Source organism: Amycolatopsis sp. 195334CR (assembly GCF_017309385.1).
In the GTDB taxonomy this organism is placed as follows: domain Bacteria; phylum Actinomycetota; class Actinomycetes; order Mycobacteriales; family Pseudonocardiaceae; genus Amycolatopsis.
Map to the genome: position 1 here is coordinate 3216921 of NZ_JAFJMJ010000001.1, position 18764 is coordinate 3235684.

The following is an 18764-nucleotide window of genomic DNA, read 5'->3' on the forward strand; positions in this document are numbered from 1 at the left end:
TCACCCGGAGGACCGTCCGGTTCGCTACCGTGTGGACCGGCCGTGTCTGCCTCGCGGCCGGAATCGCCGAGTTGAAGAGGGGTCCTTCGGTGAGCACGCTGCAGTTCAAACGGTCGCCGCGGCTGGCCGCGCCGCGCCCACCCGGTGGCGAGGTTCACCTGGAGCCGCCGCCCGAGGTCCCCCGGACGATCCCCGGCAACATCGTGATGAAGCTGCTGCCGGTGGTGATGATCGTCGCCTCCATCGGGATGATGATTTTCATGTTCACCCTCGGTGGGCGTAACCCGATGATGCTGATGATGGGCGCCATGATGGTGATGGGCACCGTCGGCATGATGGCGGGCGGTGGCGGTCGCGGGGGCGGTCAGAAGAAGGCCGAGATGAACGAGGACCGCAAGGACTACCTGCGGTACCTCGGCCAGATGCGGGAACGGGCCCGCGAGGCGATGGTCGACCAGCGTGCCGCGCTCGAATGGGTGCACCCGGATCCGCAGGCGCTGTGGTCGCTGGCCACCAGCCGCCGCATGTGGGAGCGCAGGCAGAACGACCAGGACTTCCTGCACCTGCGCGTGGGCCGGAGTTCGCACCGGCTGGCCACTCGCCTGGTGCCGCCGCAGACCGGCCCGGTCGACGAACTGGAGCCGATCGCCACGCTTGCGCTGCGCCGGTTCGTGCGCGCGCACTCGATCGTTCCCGACCTGCCCACGCAGATCACGCTGCGGGGTTTCGCGGCCGTAAGCATGCAGGGGGACAAGGAGCTGACCCGCGGGCTGACGCGGGCGGCGCTGGCCCAGATGGTCACCTTCCACTCGCCGGACGACGTGCTGATCGCGATCGCCACGGCCGGGCGGGCGAAGGAGGAGTGGGAGTGGGCCAAGTGGCTGCCCCACGTCCAGCACCCCGCGCTGTCCGACGGCATCGGCCAGCTGCGGATGATGGCCGGTTCGCTGGCCCAGATCGAAGCCTGGCTCGACGAGGAACTGCGGGACCGGCAGCGCTTCTCGCGCAACGCGACGCCGCCGCCGGACCAGCCGCACATCGTGATCGTGGTCGACGACGCCGATGTGACCCGTGAAGAGCAGATCATCCTGGAAGAGGGCCTGGTCGGCGTCACGCTGATCGACCTGTCCGACTCCATCGGCAACCTGGCCGCCCGGCGCGGGCTCCGGCTGGTCGTCGAGGAGGAGCGGCTGGGTGCGCGGAGCGCGGGCGGGGTCGAGTGGTTCGGCCGCCCGGACACCCTGAGCCTGGTCGAGGCGGAGGCTTTAGCCCGCAAACTCTCGCCGTACCGGATCGGGACGGCGGCTCAGGAGGCAGACGAGGACGAGCCGCTGCTGTCCAACCCGTCGCTGCTCGAGCTGCTCGGCATCCCCGGCGACCCGATGACTTTCGACGTCCAGCAGGCCTGGCGCCCCCGGCCGATCCGCGACCGCTACCGCGTGCCGTTCGGCGTCGGCGAGTACGGCCAGCCGGTCGAGCTGGACATCAAGGAAGCCGCGATGGAGGGCATGGGCCCGCACGGCCTGTGCATCGGGGCGACCGGTTCCGGTAAGTCCGAGTTCCTGCGCACGCTGGTGCTCGGCATGCTGGCCACGCACTCGTCCACCACGCTCAACTTCGTGCTGGTCGACTTCAAGGGTGGTGCGACCTTCCTCGGGCTCGACAGCGCGCCGCACGTTTCCGCGGTCATCACCAACCTCGCGGACGAGGTCACGCTGGTCGACCGCATGAAGGACGCGCTGGCCGGCGAGATGAACCGGCGCCAGGAGGCGCTGAAGAACGGCGGCAACTTCAAGAACGTGTGGGAGTACGAGAAGGCCCGAGAGAACGGCGCCGACCTCGACCCGCTGCCCGCCCTGTTCATCGTGGTCGACGAGTTCTCCGAGCTTTTGTCCGCGAAACCCGACTTCATCGACCTCTTCGTGGCGATCGGCCGGCTGGGGCGTTCGCTCCAGATGCACATGCTGCTCGCCTCGCAGCGACTCGAGGAGGGCAAGCTCCGCGGCCTCGACTCGCACCTCTCCTACCGGATCGGTCTGAAGACGTTTTCGGCCGCGGAATCTCGTGCGGCGATCGGTGTGCCGGACGCGTTCGAGCTGCCGTCGGTGCCCGGCGGTGGGTACCTGAAGTACGACACCTCAACGATGGTGCGCTTCAAGGCGTCCTACGTCTCGGGTCCGTACCGCCCAGCAGGCATCAAGATGGCCGCGCCAGGCGCGACCGTGGTCCGCGCGGACAAGCGGCCGCAGCTGTTCGTGCCCGACTTCGTCGAGCTGCCGAAGGAACCGGAGCCCGAGCCGGAGCCCGTGATTCAGCAGCCAAAAGCAGAATCGGACGAAGCGGTCGAGCCGAGTGAGCTCGACGTCATCGTCAACCGCCTGGTCGGCCAGGGGCCGCCGGCGCACGAGGTGTGGCTGCCGCCGCTGAAGGAGCCGAGCTCCCTCGACACCCTGCTCCCCAACCTCAACCCCACCGAGGACCGCGGCCTCTCGCCGGTCGGCTTCTTCGGCAACGGCCGCCTGCAGGTCCCGCTCGGCATCGTCGACCGCCCGTACGAGCAGCGGCGCGACCCGCTGTGGGCCGACTTCTCCGGCGCCGCCGGGCACGGTGTGCTGGTCGGCGGCCCGCAGTCGGGCAAGTCGACCATGCTCCGCACGCTGATCATGTCCATGGCCCTCACCCACACCCCCGAGGAAGTGCAGTTCTACTGCGTCGATCTCGGTGGTGGCACGCTCGCCGGGCTCGCCGACCTGCCGCACGTCGGCGGGGTCGCGGTGGCCCGCCGCGAGCCGGACAAGGCGCGCCGCATCGTCGCCGAGCTGACCACGCTGGCCAACGAGCGTGAAGGCCGCTTCGGCGCGATGGGCATCGACTCGATGAACGAGTTCCGCAACCGGCAGCGCCGCGGCGAGATCAAGCCGGAGCAGGACCCGTTCGGTGACGCCTTCCTGATCGTCGACGGCTGGAAGGCCCTGCGCGACGACTTCGACGAGCTCGAACCGCAGATCACCAAGCTCGCCACGCAGGGTCTGTCCTACGGCGTGCACGTGGTCATCGCCTCGAACCGCTGGGCGGACATCCGCCCGGCGATCAAGGACATGCTCGGCACCCGGTTCGAACTCCGCCTCGGTGACCCGAGCGAGTCCGACATCGACCGCCGCGTCGCGGTCAACGTGCCCGCCGGGCGGCCCGGTCGCGGCCTCACCCGCGAGAAGCTGCACATGCTGACCGGCCTGCCGCGCGTCGACGGGTCGAGCGATCCGGAGAACGTCGGTGCCGGGGTGGCCGACGCGGTGGCGAAGATCAAGGCCGCGTGGAAGGGGCGCCCGGCGCCGCAGGTGCGGCTGCTGCCGGAGATGTTCCCGTACGAGCAGCTGCTCGCCCAGGACTCGAAGCGGAACACCAAGCTGGTGCCGATCGGCCTCAACGAGGAGGACCTTTCGCCGGTCTACCTCGACTTCGACGCCGACCCGCACTTCATGGCGTTCGCCGACGGCGAGTCGGGCAAGACGAACCTGCTGCGCACGATCGCCAAGGGCATCACCGACCGGTACACGGCCAAGGAGGCCGTCGTCATCCTGGTCGACTACCGGCGCACGATGCTCGGGTTCATCGAGGGCGACCAGCTGGCCGGTTACGCGGTGTCGTCGAACCAGCTGGACGGCATGATGAAGGACGTCGCCGGTTCGATGAAGAAGCGGCTGCCCGGGCCGGACGTCACGCCGGACCAGCTGCGCAACCGCTCCTGGTGGAACGGACCGGAGCTGTTCGTCATCGTCGACGACTACGACCTGGTGGTGACCCAGACCAACAACCCGCTCAAGCCGCTGTCGGAGTTCCTGGCCCAGGCGAAGGACGTCGGCCTGCACCTGGTCGTGGCCCGGCGTTCCGGTGGTGCCGCGAAGTCGACCTACGACCCGGTGATCGGCAAGCTCAAGGAAATCGCCATGCCGGGCATCATCATGAACGGCTCCAAGGACGAGGGGCAGCTGCTCGGCAACGTCAAGCCGTCGCAGATGCCGCCGGGCCGAGGCACGCTGGTCAGCCGTAAGGTCGGCAAGCAACTGATGCACGTCGCCTTCCTGCAGGGCGAGTGATCGGCTGGCCCGGGGCCGGTGCGGTGGGATGAGTACGGGAGCGGTTTGTGACCTTGCGGGTCGCGGTGGACTTCGGCACCTCGAGCACGTGTGTCGTGGCGTCGATCAACGGCCGCGAACCGCAGGTCGTGGTGGTCGACGGGCAGCCGTTGATGGCGTCGGCGGTGTACGCGGCGCCGGACGGCACGCTGTTCGTCGGCCAGGAAGCCGAGCGGCAGGCGGCGGTCGACCCGTCGCGGTTCGAGCCCAACCCGAAGCGGCGCGTCGACGAGGGTGAACTGCTGCTCGGCGACACCGTGCTCCGCGTGCTCGATGCGGTGAACGCGGTGCTCCGCCGTGCGGTCGACGAGGCCCGGCGGGTGGCCGGCGGGGCCGAGGTGAACCTGCTGGTGCTGACCCACCCGGCGGACTGGGGCGCGATCCGGACGCGGCTTCTGCGGCAAGCAGCAGGTCGGCTGGCGCACGAGGTGGCGCTGGTGCCGGAGCCGGTGGCGGCCGCGGTGTTCCACGCCGCGACGTTCGCCGCGACGGAGGTCAACCAGGAGCGGACGGTCGAGTTCAGCGGGCGGCCCGGCGAGACGATCGCCGTGCTGGACCTCGGTGGCGGGACCGTGGACGTGAGCGTGGTCCGGCGGATGCCGCGCGGGCCGGCCGACCGGCGCGGCGGGTTCCAGGTGCTGGCGACGCGCGGCGACCCGAGTTTCGGTGGCGCCGATGTCGACCAGGCTCTGCTGGAGCACGTCGGAGGCCTGGTTTCAGGTTCGGCTCCGGCGGCTTGGCGGCAACTGGTCGAAGGCCGCGAGCTCGCGGACCGGCGACGACGTCGGGTTCTGCGGCAAGATGTGCGTGGCGCGAAGGAGACGCTGTCGCGGCATACGTACACCGATGTGCCGATGCCGCCGCCCTTCGCCGACGCGCACGTGACGCGGGAGGACCTGGAGAAGCTGATCGCGGCTCCGCTGGGACGCGCGGTCGAACTCACCGCGGCGGCGATCGACGAGGCGGGGTTGCGGCCGAAGCAGCTGACGGCGATCTTCCTGGTGGGCGGCTCGAGCCGGATCCCGATGGTTTCGCGGCTGGTGCACGAGCGGACCGGGGTGGTGCCGACGACGCTGGACCAGCCGGAGACGGTGGTCGCGCGGGGTGCGCTGCGCGCGGTGCTGATCGACCCGGACCGCACCGGCGCCCTACCCGGCGGCACCCCGATGCGGGCCCCCGCGCTGCGCCCACTCGGCGAACAACGCACCGAAATCGTCCGCCCCGGCGACCGCCCCCGTCCGCAGGCTTCTGCGGGGAAAAGCATGCTCCCGGGACCGGGGCCCGGGCATCCGCCGCCGGGACGGGTACCGCAGCCGGTGCACCCGCCGCCGTCCCCGCCGTTCGGGCAGCCCGTGCTTTCGCAGGGAGAAGCAGGTTCGCGGGGGAAGTGGAAGCGCAGGGTGCCGTGGCTGGTCGGCGCGGTGGTGCTGCTCGTCGTGGCGCTGGTGGGCACGCTGTTCCTGCTCAACCAGGGTGAGGACGGCCGGACGATCGCGCAGTACAACTACCGGTTCGTCGCGCCGTCGGACTGGGCGCAGACCGGGGGCGTGGTCGAGGAGCGCAAGGTCGAACTTCACCCGGCCGAGGCGCAGTCCGGCCTGGACCTGGTGGTCGTGCAGGAGTACTCGAACAACTACGACGCCTCGGCCGACCCGGGCAGGCTGACCAGCGAACTCGAGTCCGCCGTGCGCGCCCGCGCCAGCGAGTACCCCACCTTCGAACCCCGGCAGGCTTTTGCGGGCAAAAGCCTGATCTACTATCGCCAGCTCAAGACTGATGGGGTGCGTACCTGGTACGTCGACTGGTACGTGGAGGCGAAGGGGGACGTGCGCATTCACGTCGGCTGCCAGTACGCGGACAGCTTCCAGGACCGCGTCCGTCCCGCCTGCGAGCAGATCGTGCGCACCCTCGAGCTGACCAACCAGGCCTCGGGGCGCTGAACCGTGGAGGACAACGCCGCGGCGCGGTTCCGGGCCACCGTGCAGAACGCCGTCACCCATTCGGAGCGCGTCGCCGGGGAGGCGAAGGCTCGCAGCGACCGGCACCGGGCGGAGAACGCCGCGCTCGCGCAGCAGCTCCGGGCCCGCCGCCTGCCCGCGGGCGACACCACCCCGACCAGCCCAGCGCTGCGCGCGGCGGCGAACGGCTTTCGCATTCGCAACGCGCTGCCGGTCGAAAATCTGCCTTCGCCCGCGGAATTGGTTCCAATTCGCAAGAGGGAACGGCCGAAGCGGCCTCGTGTGGGTGAAGAAGACGAGGACTTTTCGCAAGAGCGAATCATGCGCAGGGTGGACGGAACCCGTCCCGGCGACCCGCGCAAGTAGTCAGAAACCCTTGTGTCGCAACGGATCCAGGCTGCCCTGCCGGTCATCGGAAACCGCCGGTTCCAGTCGGTTCCAAGATCCTGCGTTAACGCAAGCAACTACTTGGGAACAGATGGCGACAAGGGGAACCAACCATGGCAAGGTCTGCGTCGTAGGTCCGTACAAACAAACAAGCTTGGTACGGACATCCACTAACGAAGGGGGCCACTCACATGGCTGGCAGCGGTTACACCGGAGACCCGACCCTGTTCGCTGAGGCGCACAAGAACGTGTCGCAGACCAAGGCGGACATGGACTCCAACCTCGCCACCCTGAAGGCGAACATCGAAGCCACCCGCGAAGGCTGGGCCGGCGAGGCCGCCACCGTCTTCCAGCAGGTCATGGAGGCGTTCGACGCCAAGACCCTGAAGATCAACGAGGCGCTCCAGCACATCGCCGACATGCTGCAGCAGTCCGGTGTCAAGTACGACACCCAGGACACCGACGTCAAGGACCAGGTCTCCAAGCTCGGTTCGATCCTCAACGGCTGATCTCAGCTCTCGTAAATCCACAGACTTTCACTAAAACGGAGGGTAAGAAATGTCGATCGTTGTTAATTACGAGACGATCCGCACCGCGGCGGAGGACTGCCAGAAGACCGGTGGCGAGCTCGAGCAGCGCTTCGAGGACCTGAAGCAGCAGCTGGCTCCGCTGGTCGAAACCTGGACCGGTGAGGCCATGGAGGCGTGGAACCAGCGCCAGGACGAGTGGAACCGCTCCCTCGAGGAGATGAAGTCCCTCCTGGCCCGCATCGCCACCGCGCTGCCGCAGATCGCCGACGGCTACCAGGACACCGACAAGGGTGTCGGGAACATGTTCGCCTGAGCATGATCTCGTAGCAAAGGGCCCCGACTCCGGTCGGGGCCCTTTGCGTTGTGCGGCAACCTACTTCGGTGCGCCGACCTCGAATTCAGGCTTGTCGTTGAGCACCCGGATGGTGACCTTCTTCGGCTGGCCCGCCACGCTCACGTCGCAGTCGAAGGTGTGGCCGGTCTTGATCTCCTGGCTGTCCGGGCACTTCGCGTTCTGCACGTCCTGCTCGCCGTAGCTGTCCTTCAGCACCGTGGTGATGCCGCTCTGGACGGAGCTCGGGTCGAGCACATCCCCGCTGAAGACGCCGGCGAACCACGCGGCCGCCCCGCCTGCGGCCAGCACCAGCACCGCGACGCCGCCGATGATCAGCGGCTTCTTCTTCGACTTCTTCTGATTCTCGGCTCCCTCGCCGAACGCGCCGAGCCCGCCGTACTGGCTCGCCGACGGCTGGAAACCGCCGCCGTACTGCTGCTGTTGCTGCTCCTGCGCGGGCGGCTGCTGCGGTACGGGTGGCTGTTGCTGTGCGGGATAGCCCTGGGGCTGTCCCCACTGCGGTTGCTGCTGCGGCCCGCTGGGTGGATAACCGGGCTGCTGCTGCGGGTAGCCGCCGTACTGCGGCTGCTGCTGAGGCGGCTGTTGCTGTTGCTGCCACTGGCCGGGCTGCTGCTGTTGACCCCACTGCTGCTGGGGGTCCGGCGCGCCGGGCTGCCACCACTGGCCCGGCTGGTTCGGCGGCTGGGTCATGAGCGGTCACCTCGCGCGACGGTCGGTTTGTTCTCAGTCATGGTCACTCCTGGTCACCGGCCCTGCACCTCGCCCTTGCGGCGGTTGAACTCGTCCACCGCGGCCTGGTCCGGCAGTGCGGTCACCTGGGCGGCGTCGGGAATCGCCGGGATGTCCTTCTCCGTGGCGCCCTCGGTGATCTGGAAGAGGTAGTGGACGTCGATCTGCACGTCCTTGTCGGTCTTGGACTTCCCAGCGAACTTGCTGGTCATCTCGATCTGTCGCGCCTTCATCTGCGGCGTCAGCGAGATCTTCGTCTTGACCAGGTTGTTCATCATCTCGTCGGTGAACTTCGCGATCAGATCGTCCGGGAACTGCTCGATCTTGAATTCCAGGAACGTGCGGAAGGTGATGTCGACTTCGAGTTCGACACTGCCGTCGGCGAGCCGCTTCGCGCCCTTCGCGGCTTTGTAGTTCTTGGTGGCGTTGACCATCGCGTTGACCATTTTGCAGGCGGCGATGTAGGTGCCGGTGACGCAGGACCCCAGTTCCCCGGTGGCGAATTCGGCGGGCATGGAGACCCAGGGCGTGGGGGCAAGGCCCGCGTACAACGGCCCGAGCAACGCGTAGGTGATCTTCTCGCCCGCCGGGTGCAGGTAGTCCATGTAGTCGTTGAGGTCGTCCTTGGCGTGGTTGCGCACCAGTTCCGCCGGTGGGCTGCCCACCTGGACCGTGCTGACCTGGGTGCTGATCCCCTCGCCGTTGATCAGGAAGGTTTTGTCCAGTGTGGACTTCCGTGGCGGCATGCTCTGGAAGTCGTCGTAGAGTTTTTCCAGTGTGCTGGTGAACTTGGCGCTGACGTAGCCCGCGGCCTCGTCGCCATCCGGGATGGGGGTGCCGGCTTTGCCCTGGGCGCAGCCCGCGACGAGGAGGGCGGTGGCGGCGCCGGCCGCGAGCAGTCGCCTGCTCATCGGCCCTGGATTTCCGCGCGCCTGCGGTTGAAGTCGTCGACCGCGCCCTGGTCGGGCAGGACGGTCACCTGCGACGCGTCGGGGATCGCCGGGATGTCCCGTTCGGTGGCGCCCTCGGTGATCTGGAACAGGTAGTCGATGTCGATCTTGGCGTCGTTCCCGCTCTTCGACTTGCCCGAGAAAGTGCCCTTCATCTCGATCTTCGAGGCGGTGTTCTGCGGGGTCAGGGTTATTTTCGTGGCGATGATCGTGTTCATCATCTCGTCGGTGAACTTCGCGATCAGATCGTCCGGGAAAAGCTCGATCTTGAATTCGACGAAGGTGCGCAAAGTGATGTCGACGGTCAGTTCCACGCTGCCGTCCGGCAGCCGCTTCGCCGATTTCGCCGCCTTGTTCTCCTTGGTCGACTTCACCATCGCGTTGACCATCTTGCACGGCGTCAGGTACATCCCGGTCGCGCACGCGCCGATCTCCCCGACGGCGAAGTTCCGCGGCATCGACACCCACGGCGTCGGCGCCAGGCCGGCGTACATCGGGCCGAGGAGCGTGTAGTTCGTCGTACCGGTTGCCGGGTAGAGGGCGTCGGTGTAGTCGTTGAGGTCGACCTTCGAGTGGTTGCGCACCAGCTCGGCGGGCGGTTTGCCGACCTGGACGGTGCTGATCTGCACGTCCACGCCCTCGCCGTTGACGTGGAAGACCCGGTCCATCGTGGCCTTGCGCGGCTTCATCGCCTCGAAGTCGTCGTGCAGCTTCTCGAGGGTCTCGGTGAACTTGGCGCTGACGTAGCCCGCCGCCTCGTCGCCGTCGGGAATGGCGGTGCCCGCCTTGCCCTGGGCGCAGCCCGCGAGCAGCAGCAGGCTCGCGGCCAGCGCCGCGGCCCTCCGCGCGTTCCCCGTCATCTCCTCGTTCCCCCTCGTCGGCCCTGGTCAGCTGCCCTGGATCTCGCCCATGCGGTCGTAGAAGTCGTTGACCTCGGCCTCGGTCGTGAGCGCGGTGACCTCCGCCTCGGGCGGCACCTCGGGCAGGTCGCGCTCGGTCGGCTCGCCCTGGTGCTGGTAGTGCATGCGGATCTCGACCTCGTGGCCGTCCTTGGCGATCTTCGCGTTCATCTCGATCGCCTTGATCGTCCCCTGCGGGTCGATGGTGATCTTGGTCGGGATCGGCTCGTCCTGCATCGGCTCGGTCATCAGGTCGATCAGGTTCTGCGGGAAAACGACGACGCGGTGCTTGAGGAACAGGCGCAGGGTGATGTCGGCGTGGAGCTCGACGGTGCCGTCGTCCAGACGCTTGGCGCTCTTCGCGGCCCGCGCCTTGGGGCTCTGGGTGGCCTCGGTCACCGCGCTGACCATCTTGCAGACGTCCTGCTGGCCGCCCCAGAAGCACTCGTCGTACTGGTCGCCGTTGTAGGGCATCGACACCCACGGCGTCGGCGCGAGGCTGGCGTAGACCGGCCCGAGCTTCAGGTACTCGACCGCGCTGCCCGCCGGGTGGAACGAGTCCAGGTACTCCTCCGGGTCCTCCTTCGACCGGTTCGTCGACAGCCGCGCGGGCGGCCTGCCGAGCTGGACGCCGGTGATGGTGGAGTCGGAGTCCTTGTCGTCGACCCTGGCGTAGCGGTCGAGCGTGTTCTTGCGCGGGCGGTCGCCGGTGAACTGGTCGCCGAGCTTGCCGAGCTGCTCGGCGAACTTCTCGCTGACGTAGGTGGCCGCGTCGTCGCCGTCGGCGATGGCCGTGCCCGCCTTGCCCTGACCGCACGCGGTGAGCAGCAGCGCGGCGCCGGTCAGCAGTGCGGCCAGCCGTCGCGCGCGGGTGCTCCGAAACGTGCCGCTCACCTCGCTCACCCCCGGGTTGTAGTGCGGTCTCCTCGTCGAGACCCTAGTATCGAGCACGGCCGGACACCCCCGCTTTGACCCTCTCCGAAGCCAGCGGGTATCTTCAGATGTCGTTGTGCGCTGCGGCGCGTAAGCGCTAGGCCCGCACAGAACCCACACGCAATGTTGACGACGAGGTAGACCCTTGCCCACGTACAGCCCCAAGCCCGGCGACGTCACTCGTGCCTGGCACGTGATCGATGCCGAGGATGTCGTGCTCGGCCGGCTCGCGACCGAGGTCGCCACGCTGCTGCGCGGCAAGCACAAGCCGACCTACGCCCCGCACGTGGACACCGGTGACTTCGTCATCATCGTCAACGCCGAGAAGGTCGCTCTCACCGGTAACAAGCGCGAGCAGAAGTTCGCGTACCGCCACAGCGGCTACCCCGGTGGTCTGCGGAAGCGGTCCTTCGGCGAACTGCTCGACACCAGGCCGGAGCGCCTGCTCGAGAAGGTCGTCAAGGGCATGCTGCCGAAGAACAAGCTCGGCCGCGCCCAGGCGAAGAAGCTCAAGGTCTACGCCGGCCCGGAGCACCCGCACTCGGCGCAGCAGCCCCAGACGCGCGAGATCACCAAGATCGCGCAGGTCGCCCAGTGAGTGAGGAACAGTCTGTGACCAGCCCCGAGACCGACGTCGTCGCCGACGAGGGCGCCACCGAGGCCTTCGCGACCAGCGAGACCCCGGCCGCCCCGAAGCCCTCGCGTGCCGCCGGCGGCAACGCGCAGACCGTCGGCCGCCGCAAGGAGGCCGTCGTCCGCGTCCGCCTCGTGCCCGGCACCGGCGAGTTCAAGCTGAACGGCCGCAGCCTCGAGGAGTACTTCCCGAACAAGGTGCACCAGCAGCTCATCCGCGAGCCGCTGGTGACCGTCGAGAAGCCGGACTCGTTCGACATCTTCGGCAACCTGCACGGTGGTGGCATCTCCGGTCAGGCGGGCGCGCTGCGCCTGGCGATCGCCCGTGCGCTGGTCGAGGTCGACGCTGATGACCGTCCCGCGCTGAAGAAGGCCGGCTTCCTGACCCGTGACGCGCGCGCCACGGAGCGGAAGAAGTACGGCCTCAAGAAGGCCCGCAAGGCGCCGCAGTACAGCAAGCGCTGATCTGCCCACGGGCAGCAAGCAACCCACGGAAGCGCTCATCCGTCTCATACGGGTGGGCGCTTCCGTGCTTTCCCGAGCCCACCACCCCTGACCTGCTTCTGCGGGCTAAAGCAGGTCCGCGGCAGGCTTCTGCGGGCAAAAGCAGGTTGTGGGGCGCGGCCGGGTGTATCCCCAGGTCCAGTAGGGTGTCGGGGTTGTTCGTTCAAGGAGGATCGATGGCTCGCCTTTTCGGCACGGACGGGGTGCGTGGCCTCGCCAACGCGGAGCTCACGCCCGAACTCGCGATGTCGATCGCCGCCAGCGCCGCCAGGGTGCTCGCCGCGCACGATCACTCGCACCGCCCGGTCGCCGTGGTCGGCCGCGACCCCCGCGCCAGCGGCGAGATGCTCGAAGCCGCCGTCGTGGCCGGGCTCGCGTCCGCCGGCGCCGACGTGCGCCGCCTCGGCGTGCTGCCCACGCCCGCGGTCGCCTACCTGGTCGGCGCGCTCAGCGCGGACCTCGGCGTGATGATCTCCGCCTCGCACAACCCCATGCCCGACAACGGCATCAAGCTCTTCGCCGCGGGCGGGCACAAGCTCCCCGACGGCATCGAGGACGAGATCGAGGCCGGTCTCGGCCACGGCGGCGTCCGGCCCACCGGCGCCGAGGTCGGCCGCGTCACCGACGTCGAGGACGCGCTCAGCCGCTACGTCCAGCACCTCCTCGCCTCCACCCCGCACTCGCTCGCCGGGGTGCGCGTGGTCGTCGACTGCGCCAACGGCGCCGCCTCGGCCGCCGCGCCCGAGGTCTACCGCAAGGCGGGCGCCGAGGTCATCGCGATCTACGCCGACCCCGACGGCATCAACATCAACGACGACTGCGGCTCCACCCACATGGACCGCGTCAGCGCCGCGGTGCGCGAGCACAACGCCGACCTGGGCATCGCCCACGACGGTGACGCCGACCGCTGCCTCGCCGTGGACGCCGCCGGTGAACTGGTCGACGGCGACCAGATCATGGCCGTGCTGGCACTGGCCATGGCGGAGTCCGGCGAGCTGACCGACGAGACCCTGGTCGCTACCGTGATGAGCAACCTGGGCCTGCACCTGGCCATGCGCGAGCACGGCGTCCACATCCGCACCACCGGCGTCGGTGACCGGTACGTGCTCGAGGAGCTGCGTGCGGGCGGGTTCGCGCTCGGCGGCGAGCAGTCCGGTCACGTGGTGCTGCCCGCGCACGCGACCACCGGTGACGGTCTGCTGACGGCCCTGCGCGTGATGAGCCGCATGGCTTCGACCGGCAAGTCGCTGGCCGACCTCGCCGGCGTCATGCGGCGGCTGCCGCAGGTGCTGGTGAACGTGCGGGTCGCGGACAAGGCCGCGGTCGCCGATTCGGACGCGGTGCGCAAGGCCGTCGACGCGGTCGAAGCCGAGTTGGGTGACGAAGGTCGCGTTCTGCTCCGGCCGTCGGGCACCGAGCAACTGGTGCGCGTGATGGTCGAGGCAGCCGCGCAGGAAACCGCGCAGGCGGCCGCCGACCGCCTCGCCGGAGTGGTGTCCACCGCCTCCTGAGCTTCACCCCGCAAAACGGTCAACTTGCTGCATCACGGTCACCGGCCCGGTACATTCCGTGTGCATGACGCGGTGATCACACGATTGAGGGGGAGTTGTGCCAGAAGGTGGGTACCGGGCTGATTCGGAGGCAATGGCGGTAGCGCAGACGCGGCTCAAGGAGCAGGTGGGCAAACCGGCCGCGCAAGCTGATCGCCTCACCCCGCCGAAGGTCAAACCGGAGGAGTTCGGCCGCATTCACGCGCACCATTTCGACAGCTACAGCGCGGGCGCGGAACAGGTGGGCGCCGCGTTGAAAGGGCTGACCGCCGAACTGACCGCGCTCGCCGGTGGCATCGGCAGCGCTGGGCAGAGTTACGCGAGCGCGGATCAGGCGAATGCCGCGCAGGTCAACCAGCAGGCTGTGTACTGATGGCCGGGGAAGACGCCGAACTGCTGGAAAGCCCGCACGTTTCCGAAGAGACCAAGAAAAGGCTGGTGCAATCCGCGCTCGATCCGTTGAGCCGGATAGCCGGTGGGGCTTCTCACGAAGAGGTCCGAGCACAGGCCGCCCAGGAAATGGAACACGGGCGAAAGGTCGAGCAAGGCACCGCGAAAGCCCACGGGGATCTGTCCGCGCAGCAACCGCCTGGCGCCAATGGTGCTGGAGTCGCGAAATCGGACGACGTGCTCGATCTGGCCAAGCCCGCCCTCGATTTTTTCTCCACTTGGATCGACCAGGTCTGGAACAACGTTCCCGGGGTCAGCAGGCTCGAATACATGCCGGCGATCTGGGACCGCTTCCACCAGAACCGCGGCATCGACTTCCGCAAGTTCACCGATGAGGCGGAGGAGTACGGCAAGGCGCGGGAAGTGGTCGAGCAGACCATGGAGGGGGCCCGTGCCGAGCTGAACACCTTGTTCGGCGACTGGGAGGGTGCCGGCGCGGCGGCCGCACGGACGAAGTACGAGGAAGGCATCGTCCCGGATTCGCAGAAATTGCTGGACCAGCTGGAAGGCGCGGCCACCCTCATCCCGGAAACCGTCACGGCGATTTACGAAACGCTGAAGCAGCAGGTGGATGAAGTTCTGCTGCTGAGCAGGGCGACCATTGCCGGTGCCGATGTCGAAACCGCCGCGAAGATCGCCAGGGTGGCGCCTGGTGGCTCGGACAGCAATGAGGCGGACCGGCTGGATGCGGTGCGGTTCTTCGACCGTCAGTGGAACAGCAACCTGGAAGCCGGTCTGAACGAATTTGGCATGACCTTCCCGTACGCCGAGGAGATCATCCCGCAGTTCTGTGAAACTTGGCTGACTTCGTTCAAAGCGGAATTCGAGCCGCTGCTCCAGGCTTTTGGCGATCTCTGCGATCAAACGAACAAAACGGTGGACGGCCAGTGGTACGCGCTCGCGGAATTCATGAGCGACTACGCCAACGAATTCACCGACGCGGCGGCTCCCGCCGCGGCACCGTCGCCGTCCGGCCCGCCGCCGGGCGGGACCGCTCCGGCGATGACCGGAGGCGGACCGCCCGCCATGCCCGCCGGTGGGACCGGTGGGACTCCGTCGATGCCCAGCCCGCCCTCGCCGCCCGCTGCGCCGCCGATGCCGGCCGCACCGGAGACCGCCGCGGCACCAGAGACGGTGGCGCCGGACACGGCGGCTGCGGAGACGAACCCGGTCACCGGCGGGGAACTCGAGCTCGACCCGGAAACCGGCGAGGCCTACCCGATCGATCCGCTCACCGGCGAGGCGGTGAAGGAGCCCGGCGGCGCGACGCTGACCGTGGAAAAGGGCGAGAACAAGCTGTCCCTCTCCGAACCGGACGCCGACGGGAACATGGCGATCACGGTCGAGGGCCCCTCGGGCGAGCCGAAGGACTACCAGCTGGCCTTCGAGGGTGAGGGGACCGAAGGAGACGAGATCTTCCGGCCGGGCGAGGACGGGAAGATCCTCGTCGAGGACGGGCCGCTGAAGATCACCGCCGAACGCCCGGACGGCCCGGATGGCCAAACCGTCGTCGAGGTCGACGATGGTTCGGGTGAGCCGACCAGGTACGTCCTGGGAGAACAACCCTCAGACGCTGAGTCTCAACCGGCCTCAGCACCCGGCGCCCTTGCCGGGGTTCCCGCCTCACCCGGGGGCCCAACCGCCTCACCCGGAGGCCCAACTGCCTCATCCGGAGACCTGGCTGCTTCAGCCGGAGACCTGGCTGCTTCAGCCGGAGACCTGGCTGCTTCAGCCGGAGACGTAGGTGCTTCAGCCGAGGCGCCTGCCGTTCCTTCCGGAGCTCCGGCCGTTCCTGGCGCGGACCCCGCCGTTCCGGCCGCAGACTCCGCTGCCCCGGCCCTCGCTGCGCCAACCGCAGCCGCCCCCGACGACCTGCTTTTGCCCGCAGAAGCAGGTCAGCAGGCGGAAGGGATGGGGCAGTCGACGGCGCCCCAGTCGGTCGGTGCCGGTGACTTCCTGTCCAGCGGAGCCGCCGCGGTCGGCCTCGGTGAACCGGCGCTCGGCGACACCGCGTCCGTCCCCGGCGCCGCTCCCAGCGGGACCGGCCTCGGCTCGGCACCGGGCGGCACCTCGCCCCAACCGGCCGCGTCCTCCCAGGACAGCGCGACCGCGGCGGGCATGGGCATGATGGGTGGCATGGGCGGCGGAGCCGGTGGCGGCAACGCCGGCGACACCGAGCGCCAGCCCAACCAGTACCGGCATTCCGGCAACCTTTTCGATACGCCGGCGCCTGCGAACCGCATCAGCGGCTCGCTGGACGACGATGATGACGGCCTGATCGGATTCGGCCGGTGAGCAGGAGGACCCGGTGAGCGTCGAAGATCGGCTGCGCGCCGCCAGAACGGCCTTGTCGGCCTTGTCGCGGGAGCGGCAGGAGCAGCGCGCGCTCCGCGAGCAGCGGCTGGTGACCACGCAGGGCAAGTCCGCGGCGGCGCTCGGCGAGCGGATGCACGAGCTCAACGAGACCGTGCGGCAGCAGGTCGAGCTGAAGCGGCGGGAGGACAAGGCCGGCGGCTGGGCCACCTCGTCGACCCTCGCCGATGGCAGCGAGAAGGACGAGAACTACGAGTTCCTGCAGTTCGACGAGCAGCCGAAGGCGCCCGCGCAGACGTGGACGCCTCCGCCCTCAGCGCCCCCTCCACCGCCGCCTGCTCCGGCGCCTCCCGCCGCCCCCGCGCCCCGGCGACGCGCGGCCGCCGCGGATGAGGAGGAGGACTTCGCCGAGCACAAGTGGTGGGCGGGTTGAGCGGTGCGCCGGAGCGGCCGCTGATCGAATACCTGCTGGACCGGGCGGAGTCGACCGAGATCGCGTTCACCTACCTCGACTGCACGGGCGGGCGTGACGCGGAGCCGCGCGACCTGACCTGGGCGGAGCTGGTGCGGCAGGTGCGGGCGGTCGCGACGCGGCTGCGGCGGGTCGCGGCGCCGGGTGATCGGGTCGCACTGGTCATGCCGCAGGATCTGACCTACGTGGTCGGTTTCCTGGGCGCGCTGTACGCCGGAGTGGTCGCCGTGCCGCTGTTCGCGCCGGAGGTCCGCTCGCACCGGCGGCGCCTGGTCAGCGCCCTGAACGACTGCGAAGCGCGGGTCTGGCTGACCTCCAGCTCAGCGGTAGACAAGCTCACCGACTTCACCACCTCCGCCCCCGTCACCCCTCCCCACCAGCTCCTCTGCGTCGAAGACCTGCTTTTGCCCGCAGAAGCCGATGACCTGCTTTTGCCCGCAGAAGACGGTGAGCGGGTGGCGTATCTGCAGTACACGTCGGGGTCGACGCGGGAGCCGGCCGGGGCGGTGATCACGCACCGAGCGTTGACCGCCAGCGTCTGGCAGGTGGCCGGCGCCTACCAGGTCGACCAGCACACCACCTGCGTCGGCTGGATCCCGTTCTTCCACGACATGGGGCTCATCCAGCTGATGTGCGTCCCGGTGTTCGCCGGCGCCCGGTCGGTGTTCATGCAGCCTCTGGAGTTCATCCGCCGCCCGGTCCGCTGGTTGCGCCAGCTGTCCGACTACCCGGCGGTCTTCACCGCCGCCCCCAACTTCGCCTTCGACTACGCCGTCACGTCGGTACCTGCTTTAGCCCGCAGAAGCCTGGACCTGGGGGATGTGCGGGTGGTGCTCAACGGGAGCGAGCCGGTGCGGCCGGCGACGGTGCGGGCGTTCGCCGAGGCGTTCGCGCCGCAGGGCTTCCGCCCCGAGGCGCACCGGCCGTCCTACGGGCTCGCCGAGGCGACGGTCTACGTCTCCAGCGCGGGTGACGAAGGTCCCACCATCACCACCTTCGACCGGGACGCGCTCGCGACCGGATCGGCGGTCGCCGCGGAGACCGGCACCGAGCTGGTCTCGGTCGGGCGTCCGTTCGGCCAGGAGGTGCGGATCGTGGACAACGGTGAGACCTGTCCGGACGGCCAGGTCGGCGAGATCCAGGTGCGCGGCCCGCACCTCGCCAGCGGTTACTGGCGGCAACCGGAACGCACCGCGGAGACCTTCATCGACGGCTGGCTGCGCACCGGCGACCTGGGCGTCGTCCACGACGGGCAGCTCTACATCACCGGCCGGATCAAGGACCTGATCATCGTCGACGGCCGGAACCTCTACCCGCAGGACATCGAGGAGACCGCCGCCGACGCGCACCCGGGGATCCGGCGCGATCGCGTGGCCGCCTTCGGGATCGCCGACGACCGGGGCGAGGGCGTGGTCGTGCTGGCCGAGCCGGTCCGCGACCAGGCGGTGGACTTCGCCGAGGTCGGCAAGGCCGTGCGCGCCGCGGTGTCCGCCCAGCACGAGATCGCCCTCCGCGACTTCCTGCTTTTGCCCGCAGAAGACGGTGGGGTGCCGCGGACGTCCAGTGGGAAGGTGGCGCGTTCGGCCGCGAAAGCGCGGTATGAGGCACGATGAGCTGGTGAACACCGAAGACGCCAGCCAGTACCACGCCCAGGTCAAGCAGCTGGTCTGCGATTCGTTCCACCTGTCCCCGGACGCGCTCGACGTGACCACGTCGTTCGACGAGCTCGGCCTCGACTCGAAGCAGCGCGTTCAGCTGCTCGCCACCATCGAGGTCTTCTTCGAAGTGACCATCGACCTCGACGAACGCGACCGCCTGACCGACATCGCCGGCACCGCCGAGGTGCTCGCGGACGCGCTCCGTGCCAAGTCCGGCGCGGCCGGTTCCGGCCAGTGACGCGTTCGGGTATGCAAACAGGCGAATCCTGTGCGTCCGGTCAGCCGCATGAGTACATTCTGTGTGCAT

General features: G+C 68.9%; 17 protein-coding genes. 13 read left to right on the plus strand and 4 right to left on the minus strand.

Going from position 1 to position 18764, the window contains the following annotated elements:
- The first annotated feature begins 89 nt into the window (after positions 1 to 89).
- From eccCa to JYK18_RS15875, 5 genes are all read left to right on the plus strand, one after another.
- Positions 90 to 4097 (plus strand): type VII secretion protein EccCa, encoded by a 4008-nt coding sequence (gene eccCa / locus JYK18_RS15855; protein WP_206802782.1) that lies wholly within the window; start codon positions 90 to 92, stop codon positions 4095 to 4097.
- A gap of 47 nt (positions 4098 to 4144) precedes the next feature.
- Positions 4145 to 6076, plus strand: a complete 1932-nt coding sequence (locus JYK18_RS15860; RefSeq protein ID WP_307795919.1) for a type VII secretion-associated protein — start codon at positions 4145 to 4147, stop codon at positions 6074 to 6076.
- A gap of 3 nt (positions 6077 to 6079) precedes the next feature.
- On the plus strand, positions 6080 to 6460 hold the full coding sequence (locus JYK18_RS15865) for a hypothetical protein (RefSeq protein WP_206802783.1): 381 nt from the start codon (positions 6080 to 6082) through the stop codon (positions 6458 to 6460).
- 212 nt (positions 6461 to 6672) lie between these two features.
- On the plus strand, positions 6673 to 6990 hold the full coding sequence (locus JYK18_RS15870; RefSeq protein WP_206802784.1) for a WXG100 family type VII secretion target: 318 nt from the start codon (positions 6673 to 6675) through the stop codon (positions 6988 to 6990).
- Positions 6991 to 7039: 49 nt separating this feature from the next.
- Entirely contained in the window at positions 7040 to 7324 is a 285-nt protein-coding gene (locus tag JYK18_RS15875; RefSeq protein WP_206802785.1) for a WXG100 family type VII secretion target, read from the plus strand.
- Between the two features lie 60 nt (positions 7325 to 7384).
- On the opposite strand, the gene JYK18_RS15880 is transcribed toward JYK18_RS15875, so the two are convergent.
- The 4 genes from JYK18_RS15880 to JYK18_RS15895 are packed head-to-tail and all read right to left on the minus strand — an operon-like array spanning position 7385 to position 10838.
- On the minus strand, positions 7385 to 8056 hold the full coding sequence (locus JYK18_RS15880; protein ID WP_206802786.1) for a DUF4333 domain-containing protein: 672 nt from the start codon (positions 8054 to 8056) through the stop codon (positions 7385 to 7387).
- Positions 8057 to 8109: 53 nt separating this feature from the next.
- Positions 8110 to 9006 (minus strand): hypothetical protein, encoded by an 897-nt coding sequence (locus JYK18_RS15885; RefSeq protein ID WP_206802787.1) that lies wholly within the window; start codon positions 9004 to 9006, stop codon positions 8110 to 8112.
- Positions 9003 to 9905, minus strand: a complete 903-nt coding sequence (locus JYK18_RS15890) for a hypothetical protein (RefSeq protein ID WP_206802788.1) — start codon at positions 9903 to 9905, stop codon at positions 9003 to 9005. Before JYK18_RS15890 ends, JYK18_RS15885 begins: the two co-directional genes overlap by 4 nt.
- Before the next feature lie 27 nt (positions 9906 to 9932).
- Complete coding sequence (locus tag JYK18_RS15895) at positions 9933 to 10838, minus strand: hypothetical protein (protein ID WP_307795920.1); 906 nt, start codon at positions 10836 to 10838, stop codon at positions 9933 to 9935.
- A gap of 184 nt (positions 10839 to 11022) precedes the next feature.
- Here JYK18_RS15895 and rplM point away from each other — a divergent pair, with 184 nt between their 5' ends.
- The 8 genes from rplM (at position 11023) to JYK18_RS15935 (ending at position 18695) form a co-directional block, all read left to right on the plus strand.
- Entirely contained in the window at positions 11023 to 11475 is a 453-nt protein-coding gene (gene rplM, locus JYK18_RS15900) for a 50S ribosomal protein L13 (RefSeq protein ID WP_113695922.1), read from the plus strand.
- A gap of 14 nt (positions 11476 to 11489) precedes the next feature.
- Positions 11490 to 11975 carry a 30S ribosomal protein S9 gene (gene rpsI / locus JYK18_RS15905; RefSeq protein ID WP_206802789.1) on the plus strand — a complete coding sequence of 162 codons (486 nt, stop codon included), beginning with the start codon at positions 11490 to 11492 and terminating at the stop codon, positions 11973 to 11975.
- A 215-nt stretch (positions 11976 to 12190) separates the two neighbouring features.
- Positions 12191 to 13525 carry a phosphoglucosamine mutase gene (glmM, locus tag JYK18_RS15910; protein ID WP_206802790.1) on the plus strand — a complete coding sequence of 445 codons (1335 nt, stop codon included), beginning with the start codon at positions 12191 to 12193 and terminating at the stop codon, positions 13523 to 13525.
- 133 nt (positions 13526 to 13658) lie between these two features.
- Positions 13659 to 13937 carry a hypothetical protein gene (locus tag JYK18_RS15915; RefSeq protein WP_206802791.1) on the plus strand — a complete coding sequence of 93 codons (279 nt, stop codon included), beginning with the start codon at positions 13659 to 13661 and terminating at the stop codon, positions 13935 to 13937.
- On the plus strand, positions 13937 to 16309 hold the full coding sequence (locus JYK18_RS15920; RefSeq protein ID WP_206802792.1) for a hypothetical protein: 2373 nt from the start codon (positions 13937 to 13939) through the stop codon (positions 16307 to 16309). The genes JYK18_RS15915 and JYK18_RS15920 overlap by 1 nt, the downstream gene beginning before the upstream one ends.
- Before the next feature lie 13 nt (positions 16310 to 16322).
- The gene (locus tag JYK18_RS15925; RefSeq protein ID WP_206802793.1) at positions 16323 to 16760 is read left to right on the plus strand and encodes a hypothetical protein; all 438 of its coding nucleotides are present in this window, start codon (positions 16323 to 16325) and stop codon (positions 16758 to 16760) included.
- The gene (locus JYK18_RS15930) at positions 16748 to 18412 is read left to right on the plus strand and encodes a fatty acyl-AMP ligase (protein ID WP_374195020.1); all 1665 of its coding nucleotides are present in this window, start codon (positions 16748 to 16750) and stop codon (positions 18410 to 18412) included. Before JYK18_RS15925 ends, JYK18_RS15930 begins: the two co-directional genes overlap by 13 nt.
- 4 nt (positions 18413 to 18416) lie before the next feature.
- On the plus strand, positions 18417 to 18695 hold the full coding sequence (locus JYK18_RS15935; protein ID WP_307795921.1) for an acyl carrier protein: 279 nt from the start codon (positions 18417 to 18419) through the stop codon (positions 18693 to 18695).
- Positions 18696 to 18764 lie beyond the last annotated feature (69 nt).